The organism is Sphaerisporangium album (genome assembly GCF_003323745.1).
GTDB lineage: Bacteria > Actinomycetota > Actinomycetes > Streptosporangiales > Streptosporangiaceae > Sphaerisporangium > Sphaerisporangium album.
This window is the reverse complement of the sequence record NZ_QOIL01000012.1, coordinates 113,677-131,312: the sequence shown is the minus strand read 5'-3', so window position 1 is coordinate 131,312 and position 17,636 is coordinate 113,677. Positions and strand designations below refer to the sequence as shown.

12 protein-coding genes and 1 pseudogene are annotated in these 17,636 nt (G+C 68.7%); 7 read left to right on the top strand and 6 right to left on the bottom strand.

All coding sequences use genetic code 11. The features are described from left to right. Positions 1–157: 157 nt before the first annotated feature. Together DQ384_RS21730 and DQ384_RS21725 are read right to left on the bottom strand one after the other, a co-directional pair. Complete coding sequence (locus DQ384_RS21730; RefSeq protein ID WP_114030702.1) at positions 158–709, bottom strand: hypothetical protein; 552 nt, start codon at positions 707–709, stop codon at positions 158–160. 431 nt (positions 710–1,140) lie between these two features. After that, positions 1,141–1,488 carry a site-specific integrase gene (locus tag DQ384_RS21725; protein ID WP_114030701.1) on the bottom strand — a complete coding sequence of 116 codons (348 nt, stop codon included), beginning with the start codon at positions 1,486–1,488 and terminating at the stop codon, positions 1,141–1,143. A gap of 62 nt (positions 1,489–1,550) precedes the next feature. Between DQ384_RS21725 and DQ384_RS41390 the strand changes: the two genes are divergently transcribed. The 3 genes from DQ384_RS41390 (at position 1,551) to DQ384_RS21710 (ending at position 4,331) form a co-directional block, all read left to right on the top strand. Continuing rightward, positions 1,551–1,709 (top strand): hypothetical protein, encoded by a 159-nt coding sequence (locus DQ384_RS41390; RefSeq protein ID WP_181871330.1) that lies wholly within the window; start codon positions 1,551–1,553, stop codon positions 1,707–1,709. Positions 1,710–1,779: 70 nt separating this feature from the next. Further along, entirely contained in the window at positions 1,780–2,499 is a 720-nt protein-coding gene (locus tag DQ384_RS21720; protein WP_147268859.1) for a hypothetical protein, read from the top strand. A 581-nt stretch (positions 2,500–3,080) separates the two neighbouring features. Then, positions 3,081–4,331 (top strand): hypothetical protein, encoded by a 1,251-nt coding sequence (locus tag DQ384_RS21710; RefSeq protein WP_114030699.1) that lies wholly within the window; start codon positions 3,081–3,083, stop codon positions 4,329–4,331. An 860-nt stretch (positions 4,332–5,191) separates the two neighbouring features. Here the strand turns inward: DQ384_RS21710 and DQ384_RS21705 are convergent. Then, positions 5,192–6,034, bottom strand: coding sequence for a helix-turn-helix transcriptional regulator (locus tag DQ384_RS21705; RefSeq protein WP_114030698.1), 843 nt, complete (start codon positions 6,032–6,034; stop codon positions 5,192–5,194). 261 nt (positions 6,035–6,295) lie between these two features. Here DQ384_RS21705 and DQ384_RS21700 point away from each other — a divergent pair, with 261 nt between their 5' ends. Together DQ384_RS21700 and DQ384_RS42995 are read left to right on the top strand one after the other, a co-directional pair. After that, positions 6,296–7,318, top strand: a complete 1,023-nt coding sequence (locus tag DQ384_RS21700; RefSeq protein WP_114030697.1) for an aldo/keto reductase — start codon at positions 6,296–6,298, stop codon at positions 7,316–7,318. Between the two features lie 525 nt (positions 7,319–7,843). Then, positions 7,844–8,779 (top strand): annotated as a pseudogene (locus tag DQ384_RS42995) (BTAD domain-containing putative transcriptional regulator); the annotation flags it as partial. 2,043 nt (positions 8,780–10,822) lie between these two features. On the opposite strand, the gene DQ384_RS21685 reads toward DQ384_RS42995, so the two are convergent. After that, on the bottom strand, positions 10,823–11,659 hold the full coding sequence (locus DQ384_RS21685; RefSeq protein ID WP_114030695.1) for an ABC transporter permease: 837 nt from the start codon (positions 11,657–11,659) through the stop codon (positions 10,823–10,825). Then, positions 11,656–12,609, bottom strand: coding sequence for an ATP-binding cassette domain-containing protein (locus DQ384_RS21680; RefSeq protein ID WP_425451498.1), 954 nt, complete (start codon positions 12,607–12,609; stop codon positions 11,656–11,658). Before DQ384_RS21680 ends, DQ384_RS21685 begins: the two co-directional genes overlap by 4 nt. Here DQ384_RS21680 and DQ384_RS21675 point away from each other — a divergent pair. Then, the gene (locus DQ384_RS21675; protein ID WP_114030694.1) at positions 12,556–14,118 is read left to right on the top strand and encodes a recombinase family protein; all 1,563 of its coding nucleotides are present in this window, start codon (positions 12,556–12,558) and stop codon (positions 14,116–14,118) included. The genes DQ384_RS21680 and DQ384_RS21675 overlap by 54 nt on opposite strands. Positions 14,119–14,625: 507 nt before the next feature. On the opposite strand, the gene DQ384_RS21670 is transcribed toward DQ384_RS21675, so the two are convergent. Further along, the gene (locus DQ384_RS21670; protein ID WP_245966672.1) at positions 14,626–16,155 is read right to left on the bottom strand and encodes a replication initiator; all 1,530 of its coding nucleotides are present in this window, start codon (positions 16,153–16,155) and stop codon (positions 14,626–14,628) included. Positions 16,156–16,272: 117 nt separating this feature from the next. On the opposite strand from DQ384_RS21670, the gene DQ384_RS21665 reads away from it, so the two are divergent. Beyond that, positions 16,273–17,160 carry a GntR family transcriptional regulator gene (locus tag DQ384_RS21665; protein ID WP_114030693.1) on the top strand — a complete coding sequence of 296 codons (888 nt, stop codon included), beginning with the start codon at positions 16,273–16,275 and terminating at the stop codon, positions 17,158–17,160. Positions 17,161–17,636: the final 476 nt, after the last annotated feature.

Below are 17,636 nucleotides of genomic sequence, written 5' to 3'. Positions count from 1 at the left end.
TTCCGATCATCGGAGGTGGCCCTTTTGCTATGCGTACAGCAGCGAAGTAAAGCAACGCGGCCACACGTAGACGGCCGACGGCAGACGCCGCTCGTTGAGACGCGTGACTTTCGTGGGAGCTGAGAACGGTCCTCGGGCGGCCAAGGCCGACGCTCGCTCAGGCACCGCCGAGGTCATCTCGGAGGCGGCGAACCCAGTCGGCGGGGAAGACCTGCTCCAGTCGCTCTTTGCTGATCTCCAACAGCCCCTCCTTCGCCAGGGGAAGGAGGGCGCCGTTCTGTACTGCTGCGTGGTTCTCGGGCGCCGGACAGATCAGGACGGCGAGGATCCGGCACGTCCGTTGCAGATCTTCAACCCCACTGATGTGAATCATGCTTTTGATGGGCTCCCACGCTGTCCGTACCGCAAGAGCCACGAGTGCTCTTAGAAGAGAGCTGCGGCCCTCGACCTTCCGGGACTTGATGATGGCTGCGGTCACGTGGTCGGGCACTTGGTCCATCGCTTGCGATAACTTCTCGATGCCCTCGGCCAGGGCGACGAGGAGGTCGCACCAGAAATGATTGGTGAGACTTCTTCTGGTTTCCCGTGGCTTGCTGCCGCCGAACCTTTTATCCAGTTCTGCGATGACAGGGCCGGTGAGGAGGTCGCCCACTTCCTGAATTTGTTCGATGGTGCGCGGGTTTTCGGACAGCCAGTCGATGAGATCCATCGTTGCGCTATCGGTGGCGGCCGCCTGTCTGGGCTTGGACGGCCCTCGGCGCCCCCTGGGTGGCTGGGTGGCTGCCCACGCGGAGTCGCTGCGCTCTCTCGCCTCCTGGCGCCCTGTAGGAGACGGGTCCCGGGCCAAGGTAATGCCGTAGGGCCAGCCGTGCTGTGCTCCGCCGCAGTCGGAACATCGGCACTGATGCCGCTTGGCGCGCTCGCAACTCACGGGGTGTGCCATTCGCCCTCCATTGCGTTCGGCTCGAAGGTGCACTTGTTGGCTCGCCGGAGACCTACTCTTTAAATCACAAATAACAGACAGTGAAATTGTCCTGATAGTCAGTTACGCATGGCTGTTTGGCTATGGGTAAAGGCTCTTGCATGTGAATAAGGCCCTTTAGGGTGATCCCAAAGGGCCTTTGTGGCGGGGGCGATGAGCTAGGCCTCGGCTGTACCGTCGAGGCTCTGATTCAGCCGGTCGAGCGCCTTGCGGGTCTCGGGTGAAGGGATCTGGGTGTAGACGTCCATGGTCATCGAGATCTGCGAGTGGCGAAGGATGCGCATCGCGACCCGAGGATGGACGTCGAGTGCGGCCAGGAGCGAGGCGCAGGTGTGTCGGGTGTCGTGGACGCGGATACGCGGGACGCCGGCCTTTCGGCAGTGCGCCTCGAAGGCCCGGTTGAAGTTGCGCGGCTCAATCGGAGTGCCATTGCGGGTCGTGAAGACGAGATCGGACTCCTGCCACCGATCTCCTGCCCGCTTGCGCGCTTCCTCTTGGACGAGCACGGCCCCCGCCGGCGTCGGGTGTGGCCTCGGGGCGGCCCGGCCGGCGCGTGGGACGAGCTCTCATGACCGGGGTCATCGAACCGTGCCGCCTATGCATGGAGCAGGGCCGCTCCTTCGAGGGGACCGGCCTGCCGATCTTCAGGCGCACCCTGGCCAACGGCCGCGTACAGGCCTGCCTGCTCAGCGTTGGCTCCGGCTGGCCCGACTACCGCCTGATCTGACCAAGGGCTCGTCGACCCGGCGCACGGGTTCGGTGTCGCCGAGGCCTCGGCGGGCCTGGCGGTGCATCCGGTGGGCTTCGTCGCTGACGTGCTCGGAGAGGTCGTCGATGGGGGCGACGGCGTCGAGGAGGCCGATGATCTGGGTGATCCGCTCGGCCGTGGTGAGCTTTCCCCAAACCAGCCCGGCCGTCGCGCCGGGCTGCCGCATGTACGGCGACGCCGATTCGGCATAGCCGCTGACGGTGCCGTCGGCGCCGCTTACGCTCCGATCATGGCGGACATCGGCTACCTTGACGCCTGGCAGATGTGGCTGTCGGGGAACCCCACCCTGCGGGACGCCGACCTCTTCGGGCTGAACATGCTGTGGTGGGGGCGCCTGGGAAAGATCGGCGCGTTTCTCGGCGGAATGACCGCAGTCCTCGACGTCCTCGGCCCAGAACGGATCCGAGAATACGGAGGCCGCATCCGAAGGCTCTCCGACTCGCGGACACGAAGCGGTCTCGCCGGCGCGGCCACCGTGGCGGTAGCGCTCCTCTCGGGGCTGGCAGGCGCGACCACCGACATCGCCGCAGGCCCTACCGGCGCTCGGCTCGCGTTGATCGCACTCACAGGTCTGCTGCTGCTCGGGGCCGCCTGGATGGTATTGGCATTGACCCGGGCCAAGCTGTTCGAGGCAGCCCTGAACGGCGTCGCTCGCGTGCTCGAACACCCAAGGTCGCTGCAATGGTGGCGCACCGGCAGCCTGGTGCTGCTCGTGGCCGGATTCCACTTCGACTTGCTCGCCTCGTAGCGGGGCGAGGTTCGCCGCTGAACTGACCCCACCCCACCCCACCCCACGATCGCGAGGCCCGGCGCACAGCCCCCGCTGTGCCGGGCCTCGCCCATCCATTGGGGGGTGCACGTGCGGTGCTTCCTCGACGGTCAGTGTCGCCCTCACCTTGGAGAACCGGTGGGCAGGCTCCTGCCAGTGCACCACCATCCCCCCATCCCTGAACGCGGGGATGTGCCAGGCCAGACAGGTCTTCCCCCGTACGGGGGTGCGGCTGTTCATCGGTCCGCCCGGACGAAGCGCACCGTGCCCGCCGGATCGACGGTGGCCCGGAAGATGACTCGCCGCGCCAATCGTCGGGAAAGGCGCCGAAGTCGTGAATCCGGTGCATGATCCGGCCGTGCGGCACCCTGGCCGGGTCCATGCGGCGAAGTGCCGTGCGCAGCGCGTCCATCGAGGTTGCCTTCCCGGAGGTGGTGCCGCACTTTTCCGTGGTCTGAAGCGTTCAAGATCAAGATGTGTGCGGCGCGGCTCGGATTGTCAGTGCGGTGGGCCATACTCCGCCAAGCCAGGGTGATCACAAACAAGGCGAAGGCGTTGACATGGCACAGTTGCTGCGGAGGCTCGACGACGAGATCTACGTCGAGTACAACACGTTCGGGCTGGACGGCACCGACCTGCCGCAGTGGGGCTCCCCCACCGACGAGATCTACCACTTCGTCGCGGGCGTGCGGCTGGAGTCCTGGGACGCCGAGCCGGAACCCGCGGACGCCTCGTGGACGCCGGTCAGTTCGGCGACGTTCGTCGCGGAGAGTGGCGTGGTCGCGATCGTCGCGATGATGGACGGCAGGGGGCACGACTTCCTGATCGGGCCGCCGCGTTTCGAGTACGGCGTGCGCATGTACCTGCGTGAGCCCGAGCCGGGCGACGGGCATGCCACGGGTGAGTGCGAGGAGGCGTGGCTCCTGCGGTTCTGGCCGATCCGGGATGTCTTCGACCCGATCACGCACGCGGCGCCGTTCTCCTATATTGCGCGCGGGGTGCTGTACTACTCAATCGACCTCGAGCCCGAACAACTCGTGCAACCGCCGGCGCGGCGGGAGGTGCCGGTGCCGGTTTCGGGGGTGGCGGACTGGGCGTCGCTGCGCGCGGACCCGGACCTGGACACCTTCGACGGCTGGCTGCGTATGTTGCGCGGCAAGGCCGAGGGCAGGGGCGTCACCGTTCACGAGTTGCTGCGCGGGGCCGGGGTCGACATCGAGGACGGCGTGGACCTCACCCCGGCCTCCTGCACCCCGCCGAGGGCGCGTGCGGGGCGGTTCGAGGATCCGCTGATCGACCGCTACTACGCCGAGCAGGCGCGGCGAGGCTTGTTGTCCAGGCGCGACCTGGGCGAGGATCGGCTGCGCGAGTACGCCGACAGCGAGCGCATCGCCAAGGAGTTGTGCCGCAGCGGCACGCAGACGTTCTCGGTGCCCGTCGAAGGCCGTGGCGCCCTATATGTACGACCGGGTGTCAGCCGCCGCGTGTGGCGGTGGGAGGACGACATGCTCGGCGGCGAGCTCATGGACGACGGGTTGACAGTAGATCGGCAGATTCTGGCCAGGAACCCGTGGACCAGGCAAATCCTCGTCTCCGGCATCGTCACGGTCCTGCGCCGCGATCACGACAGGCGCGGCTGTGGCGACACCGTCTGGTACGTGGTGCGCGACGCCGAGCCGCACGAGGCGGCCAGGGTGTTGTGCGCGGAGGCCACCTGGGAGGAGGACCCGGATCAGCGCCGGGCCTTGGACGAAGTGGCCAGGGAGAAGCTGATCGACCTGCGGGCCACCTACAGGAGCCGGGAGAGGTGAGTGCCGGGCCTCGTCACGCGGCGAGGCCGCGCGGCCGGGTCGGAGATAGCTAGGCGACTGATGGGTGACAAGAAGCCTCCGGCGGGGGCGCTCCCGGCTCCGGGATGATCGCTGTGCTGAGAGCAGAGCCGTAGGTGGCTGAGGCGAAAGCTGATCATCCCGCCCGCCATCGGCCCGGGACAAGCCGAGCCGGCCAAGGCTAGGGGGTCAAGGTCGTTCGTCCGGTGGGGCGCTCCACCTTGACCCCCTGGCCTTGACCAGCTTCCCCTGCGGGCGGGTCGACGGCAGACAGGATGATCAGCAGGCGAAGTGCGCGCGTACCCGCGCATGGGTACGTCGGTGATGGTCTTGAGCGCTGCGGCTCCGAGAAGGCCAAGGCCAACTGTACGGCTGGACGTACTGCAGGCCGGCCCTCCTTGCCCCATGACGCTCGGCGACCCCCCGGGGCACGGCAACCCGAATATCGACCGTGACCTTATGGGCGCCGACCACGGCGCGGACGCGTCGCCGCCCTAGGTGGCTGGTGTTAAGCGGCCTTCCAGTGATCATGGTGGAGTGCCGGCACACAACCTGGCCGGCTTCGAGGCTGGTTTCGCTCTCGAGTGGAGCACGTGTGCCAGATTCTAGTTTTTCGCGGTCCCAGTGGAGGGACCAAGTTTCCCCACGCGAAAACATCAGCCTCCTAAGTGCGGCAACGTGCGGTCGCATACAGATGATCGTCTGCGGGCATCACGCGTCGGAGCTCCGAGCTTGCGTGGGAGCCGAGGACGTCCACCCAGGGCTCTGAGGCCGGTGGGTCGTTCAGACGCCGCCGAGGTCGTCCCGGAGGTGGCGGGTGCCGACGGATCCGGGGTAGGGGCTCAGGCGCGGGTCAGGTCCTGTAGGCCGATCACGCGGAGCAGTTCGAGTCGCTCGTAGGACTCGCTGCCCGGGCGGGCGGTGTAGACGACCAGCCGCTGATCGTGCTCCGGGCTCAGCAGCACCTCGCAGTCCAGCTCCAGGAGGCCGACGACGGGGTGCAGGAAGCGTTTGACGTCGGAACGGCGTACGGCGACGTTGTGGGCGTCCCACAGCGCCGCGAACTCCTCGCTCCTGGCGCGGAGCCTGCGGACGAGCCCCGCCAGCCGCGCGTCATCCGCGCGGCGGGCGAGTGTGGCGCGTAGATCCGCCACCGCCGCGCGAGCGCCGCCGTCACGGTCCTCGGCCGGGAAGATCTCGCGCGCGGACGGGTCCGTGAAGTAGCGCCAGACGACGTTGCGCTCCGCCTCGGGGCGGGCGGATGCGTCGCCGTTGAGCGCCTTGGCCATCGCGTTCTGCGCGAGGATGTCGCCGCGGTCGTTCACCACCTGGGCGGGAGTGTCGGTGAGCCGGTCGAGGACGAGGAGGAGGCCGGGGCGGACGTGCTCCGTGGCCGGCCGGTCCCGTGGGGGCTCTTCGCCGGCCAGATGGAAGAGGTGGTCCCGCTCGTCGCCCGCCAGCCGCAGCGCGCGGGCGACGGCGGCGAGCATCTGGCGGGACGGGCGCGAGCCCCTGGCCTGCTCCAGCCGCGTGTAGTGGTCGGTGGACATGCCCGCCAGTTGTGCCACCTCTTCGCGGCGCAGCCCCGGGGTGCGGCGCCGGGGGCCGTGCGGTAGCCCCACGGCGGCGGGGGCAAGGCGGGTGCGGCAGTGGCGCAGGAAGTCGGCCAGCTCGGATCTGTCCACGCTTCTACCATGCCCCGGGACGCCGGACGCAGCCAGGGACGACCGGTCCCGGGATAAGGGCGTCTCTCCCGCCGGCGCTCGCACCGCCGCACGCTGGAAGCCGCCCCGGCGGACCGGCGGCACCCCGCGGGTGCGACGAGACGATCACAGGGAGGGGCCACGTGCCCCACGCGGTACCTACATGACAGTCGCATCCGGAATCCCTGGTGTGCCGGGCTTTCGAATGATCCGGATAACCCTCCGAAGAAAGGTATGGATCGCATGCGGTACCGCACGCTCGGCCGGACCGGTATCAAGGTCAGCCCCTACGCGCTCGGCACATTGATGTTCGCCACGTCAATCGGCAACCCCGACCCCGACGACTCGGCCCGTGTCATCCACAAAGCGCTGGACGCGGGGATCAACTTCATCGACACCGCCGACGCCTACGGCGACTCCGAAGAGGTCGTCGGCAAAGCGCTCAAGGGGCGGCGTGAGAACGTCGTCATCGCGACCAAGGTGAGCCGCCCGATGGGTGAGGACCCCAATCAGCAAGGCGCCTCGCGGCGCTGGATCATGACCGCGGTCGAGAACTCGCTGCGCCGTCTGCGGACCGACCACCTCGACCTTTACCAAATTCATCGGCCGGACCCCACCACTGACATCGAGGAAACGCTCTCCGCGCTCTCCGACCTGATCCACAGCGGAAAGGTCCGTGCGATCGGGTCGTCCACGATGCCCGCGTCCGACATCATCGACGCCCAGTGGGTCGCAGAGCGGCGCGGCCTGGAAAGGTTCCGCACCGAGCAGCCGCCTTACTCGCTGCTCGACCGCGGCGTCGAACGCGAGGTGCTGCCGATCACGCAACGCTTTGGGATGGGCACGTTGGTGTGGGGCCCGCTCGGGCAGGGACTGCTCACCGGGCGCGTCCGCAAGGGTCGGCAGAACGAACTTCGCCGCGCGGGCCTTCTCAAACACCTCAACGACGAGCGCCGCCTCGACGTCGTCGAGCAGTTCATTTCGCTCGCCGAAGAGGCGGGCTTGCCGCTGACCCACCTCGCGATGGCGTTCGTGATCGCTCATCCTGGCGTGACCAGCGCGATCGTCGGGCCACGCACGATGAGCCACCTCGACGACCTTCTCGCCGGTGTCGAGGTCACACTCACCGACGAGATCCTCGGCCGGATCGACGAGATCGTCCCGCCCGGCACCGACGTCGGCACGCTCGACCAGGCTTACGTGCCCCCGGCCCTCCAGAGTTCGCGCCTCCGACGCCGGCCCGTCAGTGAACGGGCCGCCGCCTGACCCGTCTCCCTACAGTGTTCCGGACGGCTTCGAGGGCCCACGGGCGCCGGGAGGCGGGCTGCAGCAGCGTCTCGGCCATCCAGGCGTCGTTCCGCAGGCTCGGCAGCCGCAGCCGGGCCTGGGCCCGTACGCGGAAAGAAGAACCGCACGGTGTGGTCGCGGCCGGGGCTGGTGTAGCCGGCGAGGGCCGCACCGCCGAGGGGCTTGATCTCGATCGTGTGGGCCTCGATCCGCTCGTAGAGACACACGCGGTCACGCTCCTCGAATGCGACTCGTCCGTAAGCTGAAGGTGTGTCCCCCGCATTGGTCCTGCTCGACGGCGTTCGCTGGCAGGGTGCGCGCGTGGTCGGCGATCGCGCGCAAACCCTGCTGGCCGTGCTCGCGCTGCACGGGCGTGCGGGGGTCGGTGACGAGCGCCTGGTCGAGGAGTTGTGGCCCGACGAGGCGCCGGCCAACCCGACGAAGGCGTTGCAGGTGGTCGTCTCGCGGACCAGGGCCGCGACCTCCGCCGACGTCGTGGTGCGGATGCCGCGTGGTTATCGGCTCGGGCTGCCCGCCGGTCAGGTGGACGCGCTGCTGGTCGGCGCGCTGGTGGAGCAGGCACGGGCCGCGCTGGGAGAAGATGACATGGCGCTCGCGGTTCGCCGCGCTGAAGAGGCCATGAGTCTTGTGGCCGGCGGCTTGGATGACGCCAGCGGTCCTCTCGTCGAGTTGAATGGCGCCAGGGGTCCTCTCGCTGACCTGGATGGTGCCACGGGGCCGCTCGCTGAGCTGAGGGGCGTCGCCGCAGGGTGGGTGGCCGAGGCGCGACGGGTGGCGGCGATCGCGCGGGGCCGGAGCGGCGCTCACGAGGGCGCGCTGCCGTTGCTGGAGGAGGCCGCGGCCGACCGGCCGCACGACGAGGAACTGCTCGCCTGCCTGCTGCGCAGCGAGGCCGCCGTACGAGGTGCCGCCGCCGCTCTGGAGCGCTACGAGCGGTATCGCGCGGGTCTGGCCGCGCGGCTCGGTACCGGACCGGGGCCTGAGCTTGCCCGCGTGTACGCCGAACTCCTCGTCGCCGATCGGCCGGTGCGTGAGGGCATCCTGTTCGACGGTTCCTCGCTGCTCGGTCGCGACGGCGACCTCCGGGCGGTGCACGCCTTGCTGCGGACCAATCGGGTGATCTCCATCATCGGCCCTGGCGGGCTGGGCAAGACGCGGCTGGCTCATGTGGTCGGCAGGAACGCCGCTCAGCCCATCGCCCACTTCGTCGAGCTCGTCGGCGTCTCCTCGCCGGAGGGCGTGGTGGGCGAGGTGGGTTCGGCGCTCGGGGTCCGGGACTCGGTCAGCGGGCGTCGTACCCTGACCGCCGAGCAGCGTTCCGACGTTCGCGCCCGGATCGCCCAGCATCTCGACCAGGCTCCGGCACTGCTGATCCTGGACAACTGCGAGCACGTGATCGAGGCCGTCGCCGATCTGGTGGCGTTCCTGACCGTGACGACCCGCGACCTGCGCGTGCTCATCACCTCGCGCGCCCCCTTGTCGATCCCGGCCGAACGCGTCTACCTGCTCGGCGAGCTGCCCACGGGCGACGCGGTGGAGTTGTTCCGCCAGCGCGCCACGGCCGCTCGCCCGGGTGCGCGGATCGTCGAGGGAGTGGTCGAGGAGGTGGTCGCCCGCCTCGACGGTCTGCCGCTCGCGATCGAGCTGGCCGCGGCCAAGGTGCGGGTGATGTCGGTGGAGGAGATCGCGCGGCGCCTGGCGGACCGGTTCGCCCTGCTGCGCGGCGGGAATCGTACGGCCCCCGATCGGCACCAGACGCTGCTCGCGGTCATCGACTGGTCGTGGAATCTGCTGGGCGAGCCAGAACGACAGGCGTTGCGGTGGTTGTCGCTGTTCGGCGACGGTTTCACGCTGGCAGCGGCCGAGCACGTACTGGGGCCGGACGCCCTGCACGTCGTGGACGCGCTGACCGAGCAGTCGATGCTGAGCGTCCGCGAGACGACGTACGGCCTCCGCTACCGGATGCTGGAGACCGTCAGGGAGTTCGGGCGGATGCGGTTGAAGGAGGCCGGCGAGGAGACGCCCGCTCGGGCGGCGCAGCGGGCATGGGCGACGGCGTACACCCTCGAACACGCCTTCAAGCTGTTCAGCCCGGCGCAGTTCGCGGCGGTGGACGCGTTGCGCGTCGAGGAGGGCAACCTCGCCGATCTGTTCCGGCAGGCTCTCGGCGAGTCCGATCCCGTTACGACGGTCCAGTTGCTGGCCGGCCTCGGCGCGCTGTGGTCGATCCGCGGCGACCACGTCCGGATCCTCGTTCACTGGGAGGCGATCGCCCAGGTGATCAGCGGCTGGATGCCGCCGCCGCACCTCGTCGAGGTGACCAGGGCCGCCTTGGTGATCGCTCTGATGAACCACGCCATCGTCACCGATCGCAGCGGCGACCCGTTGCGCGATCTCCTCCGTACGCTGCCCACCGGTGACACCACGAATCCCCGCCTGGCGGCGATGGCCACGGTGATGCTCGCGTGCGACGCGGCCGACGGCGCCGAGGTACACCGCCGGCTGGCGGAGTTGTGCCGGAGCACCGACCCTGACGTCGCCCTGGCGGCGACGCAGATGAGCGTCCACGTCCTGGAGAACGCGGGTGAGGTGACGGGGGCGATCGAGGCCGCCGAGCGGACCCTGACGATGATCGGCGAGGATGAGGGGCCATGGTTCGCCGCGATCATGCGCGCCTTGCTGGCCCACCTGGTCATGCGGCTCGGCGACCGCCGGCGTGCGGTCGGACACGCGCGGACCGCCATCCCGGTGCTGAGCCGGGTCGGCGCGACCGACGACGAGACCCAGCTACGCGCGGTGCTGCTGACCTCCGCGCTCGCCGACGGCGACCTCGACACCGCGGAGGCCGAGCTCGCCGAGATCAGCCGGATCAACGAGAGCGAGGCGGTGCTCGGGGGGATGGCCATCGTCTCGTTGTGCGCGGCCGAGCTCGCCCTCGCCCGTGGCGAGACGGCCGCCGCGCTCGCGGAGTACCGCCTGGCCGTCCAGCGGGCACGCGATCTGCGCCTGCCCGGGTTCTCACGCGCAGAGTTCACGCCATGGATGATCGTCGCGATTTCGGTCTCTTTGACGGCGTACGCGTACCACGCCCCGCCGGAGGACGTCCGGTACGGCGAGGAGTTGTTCTCCGCCGTCCGGGGCTACGACCTGCTGGACATCCACAACCCCGTCCTCGACTACCCGCTGTGCGGCTCCATGCTCTTCGCGCTCGGCGCCTGGGGGTTGCTGCGGGGTGCCATGGCTTCCCGCGACTCGATCCGGTTGCTGGTGCTGGCCGAGCGGTTCGCGTACAACAGCATCATGCCCAGCATGACCTTCGAGGGGATCGAACCGTACGCGGAGCGGGCCGCGCCCGGGATGATCGCCGCCGTGCGGGCCGAGTACGGCGATCGACGCGGCTCCGACCTGCTCGACGAGGCGCGGAGTCTCGTCGAGCAGGTCTCCGGCCGTGACGGACGGAGGTCACATGTGCCGCTTGTAGCTGCGTACCGACAGCGGCGCGAAGATCGCGATAACGGTCAGGCACGCCAGGAGCGTCCAGGCCACCTCTCCGCTGACGAGGGCGCTGTTGGCGAGGTCGCGGGCGGCCGTGACCAGGTGTGAGACCGGGTTGATCCTTACGAACGCGGCGAGCCAGTCGGGCAGGGTCTCGACGGGGACGAACGCGTTCGACAGGAACGTCAGCGGGAACAAGATCATCATGGAGATGCCCTGCACCGCCTGGGCGCTCCGGGCGATCGTGCCGACCCAGGTGAAGACCCACGCCAGCGACCAGCCCGTGAAGATCGCCAGCAGGATCGCGGCGAGCACGCCGCCCGCTCCGCCGCCCGGACGGTAGCCCAGCACCAGACCCATGGTGAAGGTCAGAGTGGCCGCGATCGTGTAGCGCAGCAGGTCGGCCACCATCGGGCCGGCGAGCGGCGCGATGCGGGCGATCGGCAACGACTTGAACCGGTCGAAGACACCCTTCTCCATGTCCTCGCGGAGTTGCGTGCCCGTGGCCATGCACGTCGTCAGCACGGTCTGGGCGAGGATGCCGGGGATCATCTGGGGGAGGTAGCTCTCCACGTCGCCGGCGATGGCGCCGCCGAAGATGAAGGCGAACATCGCGGTGAACAGGATCGGCTGCAGCGCCACGTCGAAGAACTGCTCCGGGTTGCGGCGCATCTTCTTGAGCGCCCGCCACGCCATCATCAGGGTCTGGCCGAGCGTCTCCCCAATGGAGACGCGCTGCCGGGCGGCCGCCACGCGGTCGGCGGCCCGGACCGCCTCGCGGGCGGGTGCGATCATGGTGCTCATCGGTTCTCCTCCGTGCCGGTTTCGTCGTCCCTGCCGGTTTCGCGGCCGGTGAGGGCGAGGAACACCTCGTCCAGGCTGGGCTTGGCCACGCTCACCGAGGAGATCGACACTCCGGCGGTGCGAAGCGCGATCAGTACGTCCGCGGCCAGGTCGGCCTGGTCGAGGGCGACGTTGAGGCGGCCTCGCTCCGGACTGACGATCGGGTCGGAGCCGAGGACGCGCCGCACGACCTCCACGGCGGCGGGTGCGTCGCCCGGGTCGGCGAGCAGCAACTGGAGGGCGGAGTTGCCGACCGCGGTCTTCAACTCGTCGGGGGTGCCCTCGGCGACCTTGCGGCCGTGGTCGATAACGGCGACGCGATCGGCGAGCTGGTCGGCCTCGTCCAGATATTGCGTGGTCAGCAGCACCGTGCAGCCGTTGGCGACCAGACCGCGGATGGTGTCCCACATCTGGCCGCGCGTGCGCGGATCGAGACCGGTGGTCGGCTCGTCCAGGAAGATCAGCGGTGGCCTGGTGATCAGGCTGGCCGCCAGGTCGAGGCGCCGGCGCATGCCGCCCGAGAACTGCGCGATCGGTTTGCCGGCGGCCTCCTCCAGGCCGAACTGGCCCAGCAGCTCGGTGGCGATGCGCCGGGCGCGCGGCGCGGCGATGCCCTGCAGGCGACTGAAAAGCCACAGGTTCTCGCGGGCGGTCAGGTTCTCGTCGACCGACGCGTACTGTCCGGTGACGCCGACGAGCTGGCGGATCACGTGCGGGTTGCCGGCCACGTCGACCCCGAAGATCTCGGCACGGCCCGCGTCGATCTTCAACAGGGTGGCCAGCATCCGTAGCGTGGTGGTCTTGCCGACAACTAGACTAGGACCCCTAAGGGCAGTTCGGGAGGAAGGGGCGACCAGGTGAGCGAGATCATCGGCGGAGGCATCAAGGTATGGCCGTTGGAGGAGGGGCAGGCCCCGCCGCCTGTCGTTCCTCCCATGGTCGCGGGCATCTATCTACGGATCTCCGATGATGACGAAGGGCTTGAGCTGGGGGTCAAGCGTCAGGACATGGACGCCACAGCGAAGGTCATCGAGAAGGGCGCGACCGAGGTACGCCGCTACTGTGACAACGACATCGGCGCGTCGACCCGCAGCAAGAAGCGTCGGCCGGACTTTGAGCAGTTGATAGCCGATGCCGAGGCCGGTCATCTTCACCTGATCGGGTACGTGACCAATGCGCGGCTCACCCGCAGGCCCGCCGAGTATGAGCGGATCATCTCGCTTGTGGAGCGGACCGGGGTTCGTCTGGTATCGGTGAAGTCGGGTGACATCGACTTGACCACCGCAGACGGGCGGATGCTCGGCCGCATCCTTGCCGCCGCCGACGCGGCCGAGTCCGAGCGCATCGGGGAACGTGTCGAGCGCAAGCACGAGGAGCGCCGGGAGAACGGTCTGCCGCACGGCGGGAGCCCGATTCTGGGCTATCTGCCGCCCGACCCGGACAAGGGCATCGGCTACATGACCCACGTGGACGAGCGGGCACAGGGGTATCTCGACACGGGCGCGGACATGGCGCTTGACGGTCTGGGGTGGACCGCGATCATGGACCACTGGAACGCCGAGGGGTTCACCCGGTTGAACGGCACCCCGTGGGTGACCCGGGATGAGGTCAAGACGACGATCCTTGCGCCCAAGCGCGCCGGGTTGGTCGCGCATGGGTATGAGATCGTGGGGGCCGGGAATTGGCCGCCGGTGATCGATCCGGCCAAGTGGGAGAAGCTGATCACGCGGTTCCCGAAGACCCCGCGTGAGAAGAATCAGGCAGCCCGGGGGTTGCGGCGGCATTCGGACCCGGCGTTGGCCAAGCCGGGGCAGGGCATGCGCAAGTACCCGAACTCCGGTCTGGTGATGTGCGGGTTGTGCGCGGCCAAGCTACGGGTCAAGAAGCCGGGCGGTACCCGCGCCGACATGTACGTGTGCGCCAAGGGCATCGGGGGATGCGGCAAGATCGGTCGTAACAAGGACTGGGTAGACGACCTGATCAGCACCTACGTGCTCACCCGCATCGAGGAGGAGTACGCCGCTACCGCTGTCGCGGCCACCTCACCGGCCGAGATCGCCCGCCTGAAGCAGGAGATCAGCTCTCGGGAACAGCGGATCATCGAGGCGCGGGACGCGGCCAAGGACCCCGACAGCGGATGGACGGTGGCCGACGCGGGCAAGGTCATGCGTGATCTACGCGTGGAGATCGACGGATTCAAGCGGGAACTTGGCCAGGAGTTCGCCAAGGAGCAGGCCGTCACCACCAGCAAAGAGGACCTGATCGCGACCTGGCTGGACATCGAGCCCTCTATGGCCGAGGCACGCGCGACCATTGCGCGCCGCTACGTGGACCAGGTGATCATTCATCCGCTTCCCCGTAAGGGACGGTGGACGCCGGACAAGTACCCCGCCGACTCCATTTCGATCATCGGCCGGTAGACCGGCATCAGGCAGACGACAGCCCCGGACCCGTGCATGATCCGGGGCTGTGGCCAGAGATGACCTATCCGGCCCCTCTGGCATGCCGCGTGTGACGCACCAACGCCGTCAACGCCCGGTTGCGTTCCTCCCGATCAACCGCAGACGCCGCCGCAGCATCCCGCCGCGCCTGGTTACGCACCGCCTCCAGCAACTCCGCCGCCGGGCCGACCCCGGGGGTTGCACGGGCGCGCCGCTTACGCTTCCCCTGCTGTCCGGCCCCAGATCGGCCCCCCTGCCCACGATCCCCACCAGACAGCCGAGCCTGCCCCTTGCGCTCGTCGGCCCGCCCACCCACCCGGGGGGCCGTCGTGGCCGGCGTCGGAGCATAACCACAGGCCACAGCGCCTTTAACCCCTGTATCGGAGCCTTCGGCGCTGTCTTTGTCCTCGCGACCCTCACCGTGCAGCAGCCCCGCCGTCTCGCAGCCAAGGCTCTCATCATCCATCCCCGGTAAGAAGTCAGCGATCAACGAGCCTCCCCATCCCGCCCCGCCCGCTCACTTTCGATCGCCCGAGCAGTAGCCACCCGTTGCCGAATAGATTCGGCCAAGATCGCCTCACCCGGCGTGTACCCCGACCCGGCGAACCGCCAATGCCCCATCACCAGCGTCGTGTCATCCCCCGGAGCAGGCAGCCCCAGCCGAGCCCGCGCCTCCTGCGCCCGATGATCGCCGCGCGCCCCCCGAAGATCCCCCAGCGTGGTCGAGTAATGGCGGCTCTTGGTGGAGAAGTGCCCCCGGAACCCGAGCATGTGCGCCCACGGCCGCAGCCGCAGATCGGCGAACTCCCGCCGCGCCCCCAGCTCCCAGCACACGGCGATCATCCGCCGGGCATGCTCGGTCACCGGCAACAGATCCAGGTGAAGCCCCGGCTTCAGCCCCGTCCCGGCGCACCGCCCGCACACCCCGCGCAGCCTCCCGGTACGACCCGACCCCTTACACGGCCCGCAGGACAGCCGGTAGTCCACCGTCCCCGACGCTTCCGCGCCCTTGGTCGCGTACTTGGCGATGTAACCCGCCACCGCCGTCTCGTTCACCCCCTCCAACGTCGTGCCCAAGATGATCGGCCGGATATCGAGCTGATCACCCCACACCAGCCGCCGCACCCCCAGGGCGCTTTCCGGGGTGTCCACCTCCACCCGAGAAGCCGCCGCCGGGATCGCCGCGACCAGCAGCCGCACATCAGCCCAGTCCGGCGGAGGCTCGCTCGCCCCGTCCGGACCGTCCAGCCGGATCACCGCGTGAAAGTGCACCAGGCCCCGCCGCTGGTATTCGGCAACCTTCGCGAACGACACCCGGACCCGGCTGTTGAACGCGCGTCGGCTCATGCCCGCGAGCGCGGCGAGTTCCTGACGCATGGCCAGAGTGAACCGGTGCCACAGCACCCCCGCGTGCGCCTGCCACAGCACCGCCCCGGCATAGTCGTAACACTCCGGGCACAGCGGTTGCCCCAGCCGCTCGTCACGCGGGTCGTGCGCCTGGTGGCAGCCGACCGGGCGGCCGTGCTCACACACCTTGTCGCGGGCACGTGGACGGCAGGCCCGCACCCGCCCGTTCTTCTCCCGCCGGGTATGCACCGGCCCGAACGACGGGGCGGTGAGCGTGGCGAACACCCGAGGATGCGCGCTCACACTGCCGGGCACGCCCTTACCCCCCGACAGGCCCGCCCGGATGAGCTGGAAGGTGTCGGCCCGGTAGATCTCCGAACACGACGGGCAGACCGACGAGCGCCGGTTGCCGCAGGCGACCAGCAGATACCCCGAAGGTTCGGCCGACGTGTCGTAGGTGTGCAGCACCTCACCGGTTGCCGAATCCAGCACCATCGACTCCCCGGCCAGATGGATCGGATTCGAGCACCCGCCCGTCGCGGCCACCATCGACCGCCACCGCTCAAACCCCGGATCGTTGACCACCGACACCAGTTCGGCCATCCACTCCGGTACCCCCTGCCGTCCCTGTCGCTCCGTGTTGTCGCTGATCTGTTCTCCCTTGCTCATGACCAACCACCTCCCACCGCCAGTCACCACTACCTGTAGTACATGCTGCCCGACATCGACAGTCTATGCAACCTGTAGTACAAGTAGTAGGACGGATGGCGCGAGGGAGAGGTTCCCATGGAGACCGACGACAGGACCGAAGACCGGGCCGAGGACAAAGACGTCCGGTGGCGCGTGATCGCCGCCGAGCTACGCGCCGCCATCCTGGACGGCCGATACCCACCCGGCGGCCCGTTGCCGAGCGAGCCGGAACTGACTCGCAAGCACGGGGTGTCCCGGCCCACCGTCCGCAAGGCCATCGACACCCTTGTGACCGAAGGGCTGATCTACGTCATGCGTGGCCGAGGGTCGTTCGTCCGGCCCGCCCCCGAGCGTGAGGTGATCCTGATCACCAACCAGGACAGGCCCGACCTTGCCTGCCCCGCCTACCACCCAGAGATCCGGCCGTTCGGCAAAGTCGGCTGGGAGACCTTCCACCGCGACGCCAAGCGCGAGGGCGGCTCTCTGCCCTACGACGACGGCAAGATCGCAGCCAACCGCGACATCGCGATCATGCTAGGCGTGCGCAACGGGCACCCGGTCATCCACCGGCACGCCACATGGAGCCAGGGCTACTCACCCCGCTTCGAGATCAACAGCTACACCAACGCCGACCTTGTACCGGACTGGGACGATCAGAAGCGCTACCACCAGTACCGCAAGCGGATCAAGTTCTTCTACGAGCAGCTTCAACGCGACCGAGGCCCGGTCCGATGGGTGACCCTCACCACCGCCCGCATCGCCTACGAAGACGAACGAACCACACTCGGCATGGACTACGCCGAAGCCATCCTGATCATCCGCCGCACCATGACCGACGACCAAGGCCACCCGCTAGAAGTCACCGAAGTCAAAGCAGCGGCCAACCGATACGAGATCGCCCACGGCGCAGAAATAGCCGACGACCCCAACGGCCTGTTCACCCCCGAGGAACTGGCCGAAGAAGGCATAGCCCTGGTCATATAGCGGCTCAAAGTTTCTTTACTGGTTCAAGGGGCGGCGCTGACGCGCCGCCCGGGGCCGCCGCCCTGCGGGCGGCCAGCGCTCCCCGGGCATGCGGCCTGGAGGCCGGTCCCGGGGGCGCGCCGTCCTCAGGCGACGGCCCCGGCACACACCAGCACACCCCAGAACCAACCAAGATCATTCAGCATCAAGCCGCGGAACAGTCCAAGATCGACCATCCGCCGCAGTGGCGCCGGCCAAACTCCCTCACGGTCGCCCTACGGGTGGCCTACGGCCATTTCGCCGGCCCCACCGCTCTCCTAGGCACTGAGGGGGGCGCATGAGTCCGTACACTGCCGGAACTCTCCCCGCCCAAGTTCGTCTTTGCCGAAAGAACCGCAGGTACCCAGACCTGTCTTCCACGGCCCACGCCGACCTACACGCAAGCATGCAGAAGGCCCTCAACCGGAACGCTCCCGGTGAGGGCCATCCACAAGTGG

Bases quoted from the DNA above. Each gene is read 5' to 3' on its own strand.
- DQ384_RS41390 (WP_181871330.1), top strand. From the start codon at position 1,551: ATGACCGGGGTCATCGAACCGTGCCGCCTATGCATGGAGCAGGGCCGC.
- DQ384_RS21670 (WP_245966672.1), bottom strand. From the start codon at position 16,155: ATGAGCAAGGGAGAACAGATCAGCGACAACACGGAGCGACAGGGACGG.
- DQ384_RS21665 (WP_114030693.1), top strand. From the start codon at position 16,273: ATGGAGACCGACGACAGGACCGAAGACCGGGCCGAGGACAAAGACGTC.
- DQ384_RS21685 (WP_114030695.1), bottom strand. From the start codon at position 11,659: ATGAGCACCATGATCGCACCCGCCCGCGAGGCGGTCCGGGCCGCCGAC.
- DQ384_RS21730 (WP_114030702.1), bottom strand. From the start codon at position 709: ATGGATCTCATCGACTGGCTGTCCGAAAACCCGCGCACCATCGAACAA.
- DQ384_RS21700 (WP_114030697.1), top strand. From the start codon at position 6,296: ATGCGGTACCGCACGCTCGGCCGGACCGGTATCAAGGTCAGCCCCTAC.
- DQ384_RS21710 (WP_114030699.1), top strand. From the start codon at position 3,081: ATGGCACAGTTGCTGCGGAGGCTCGACGACGAGATCTACGTCGAGTAC.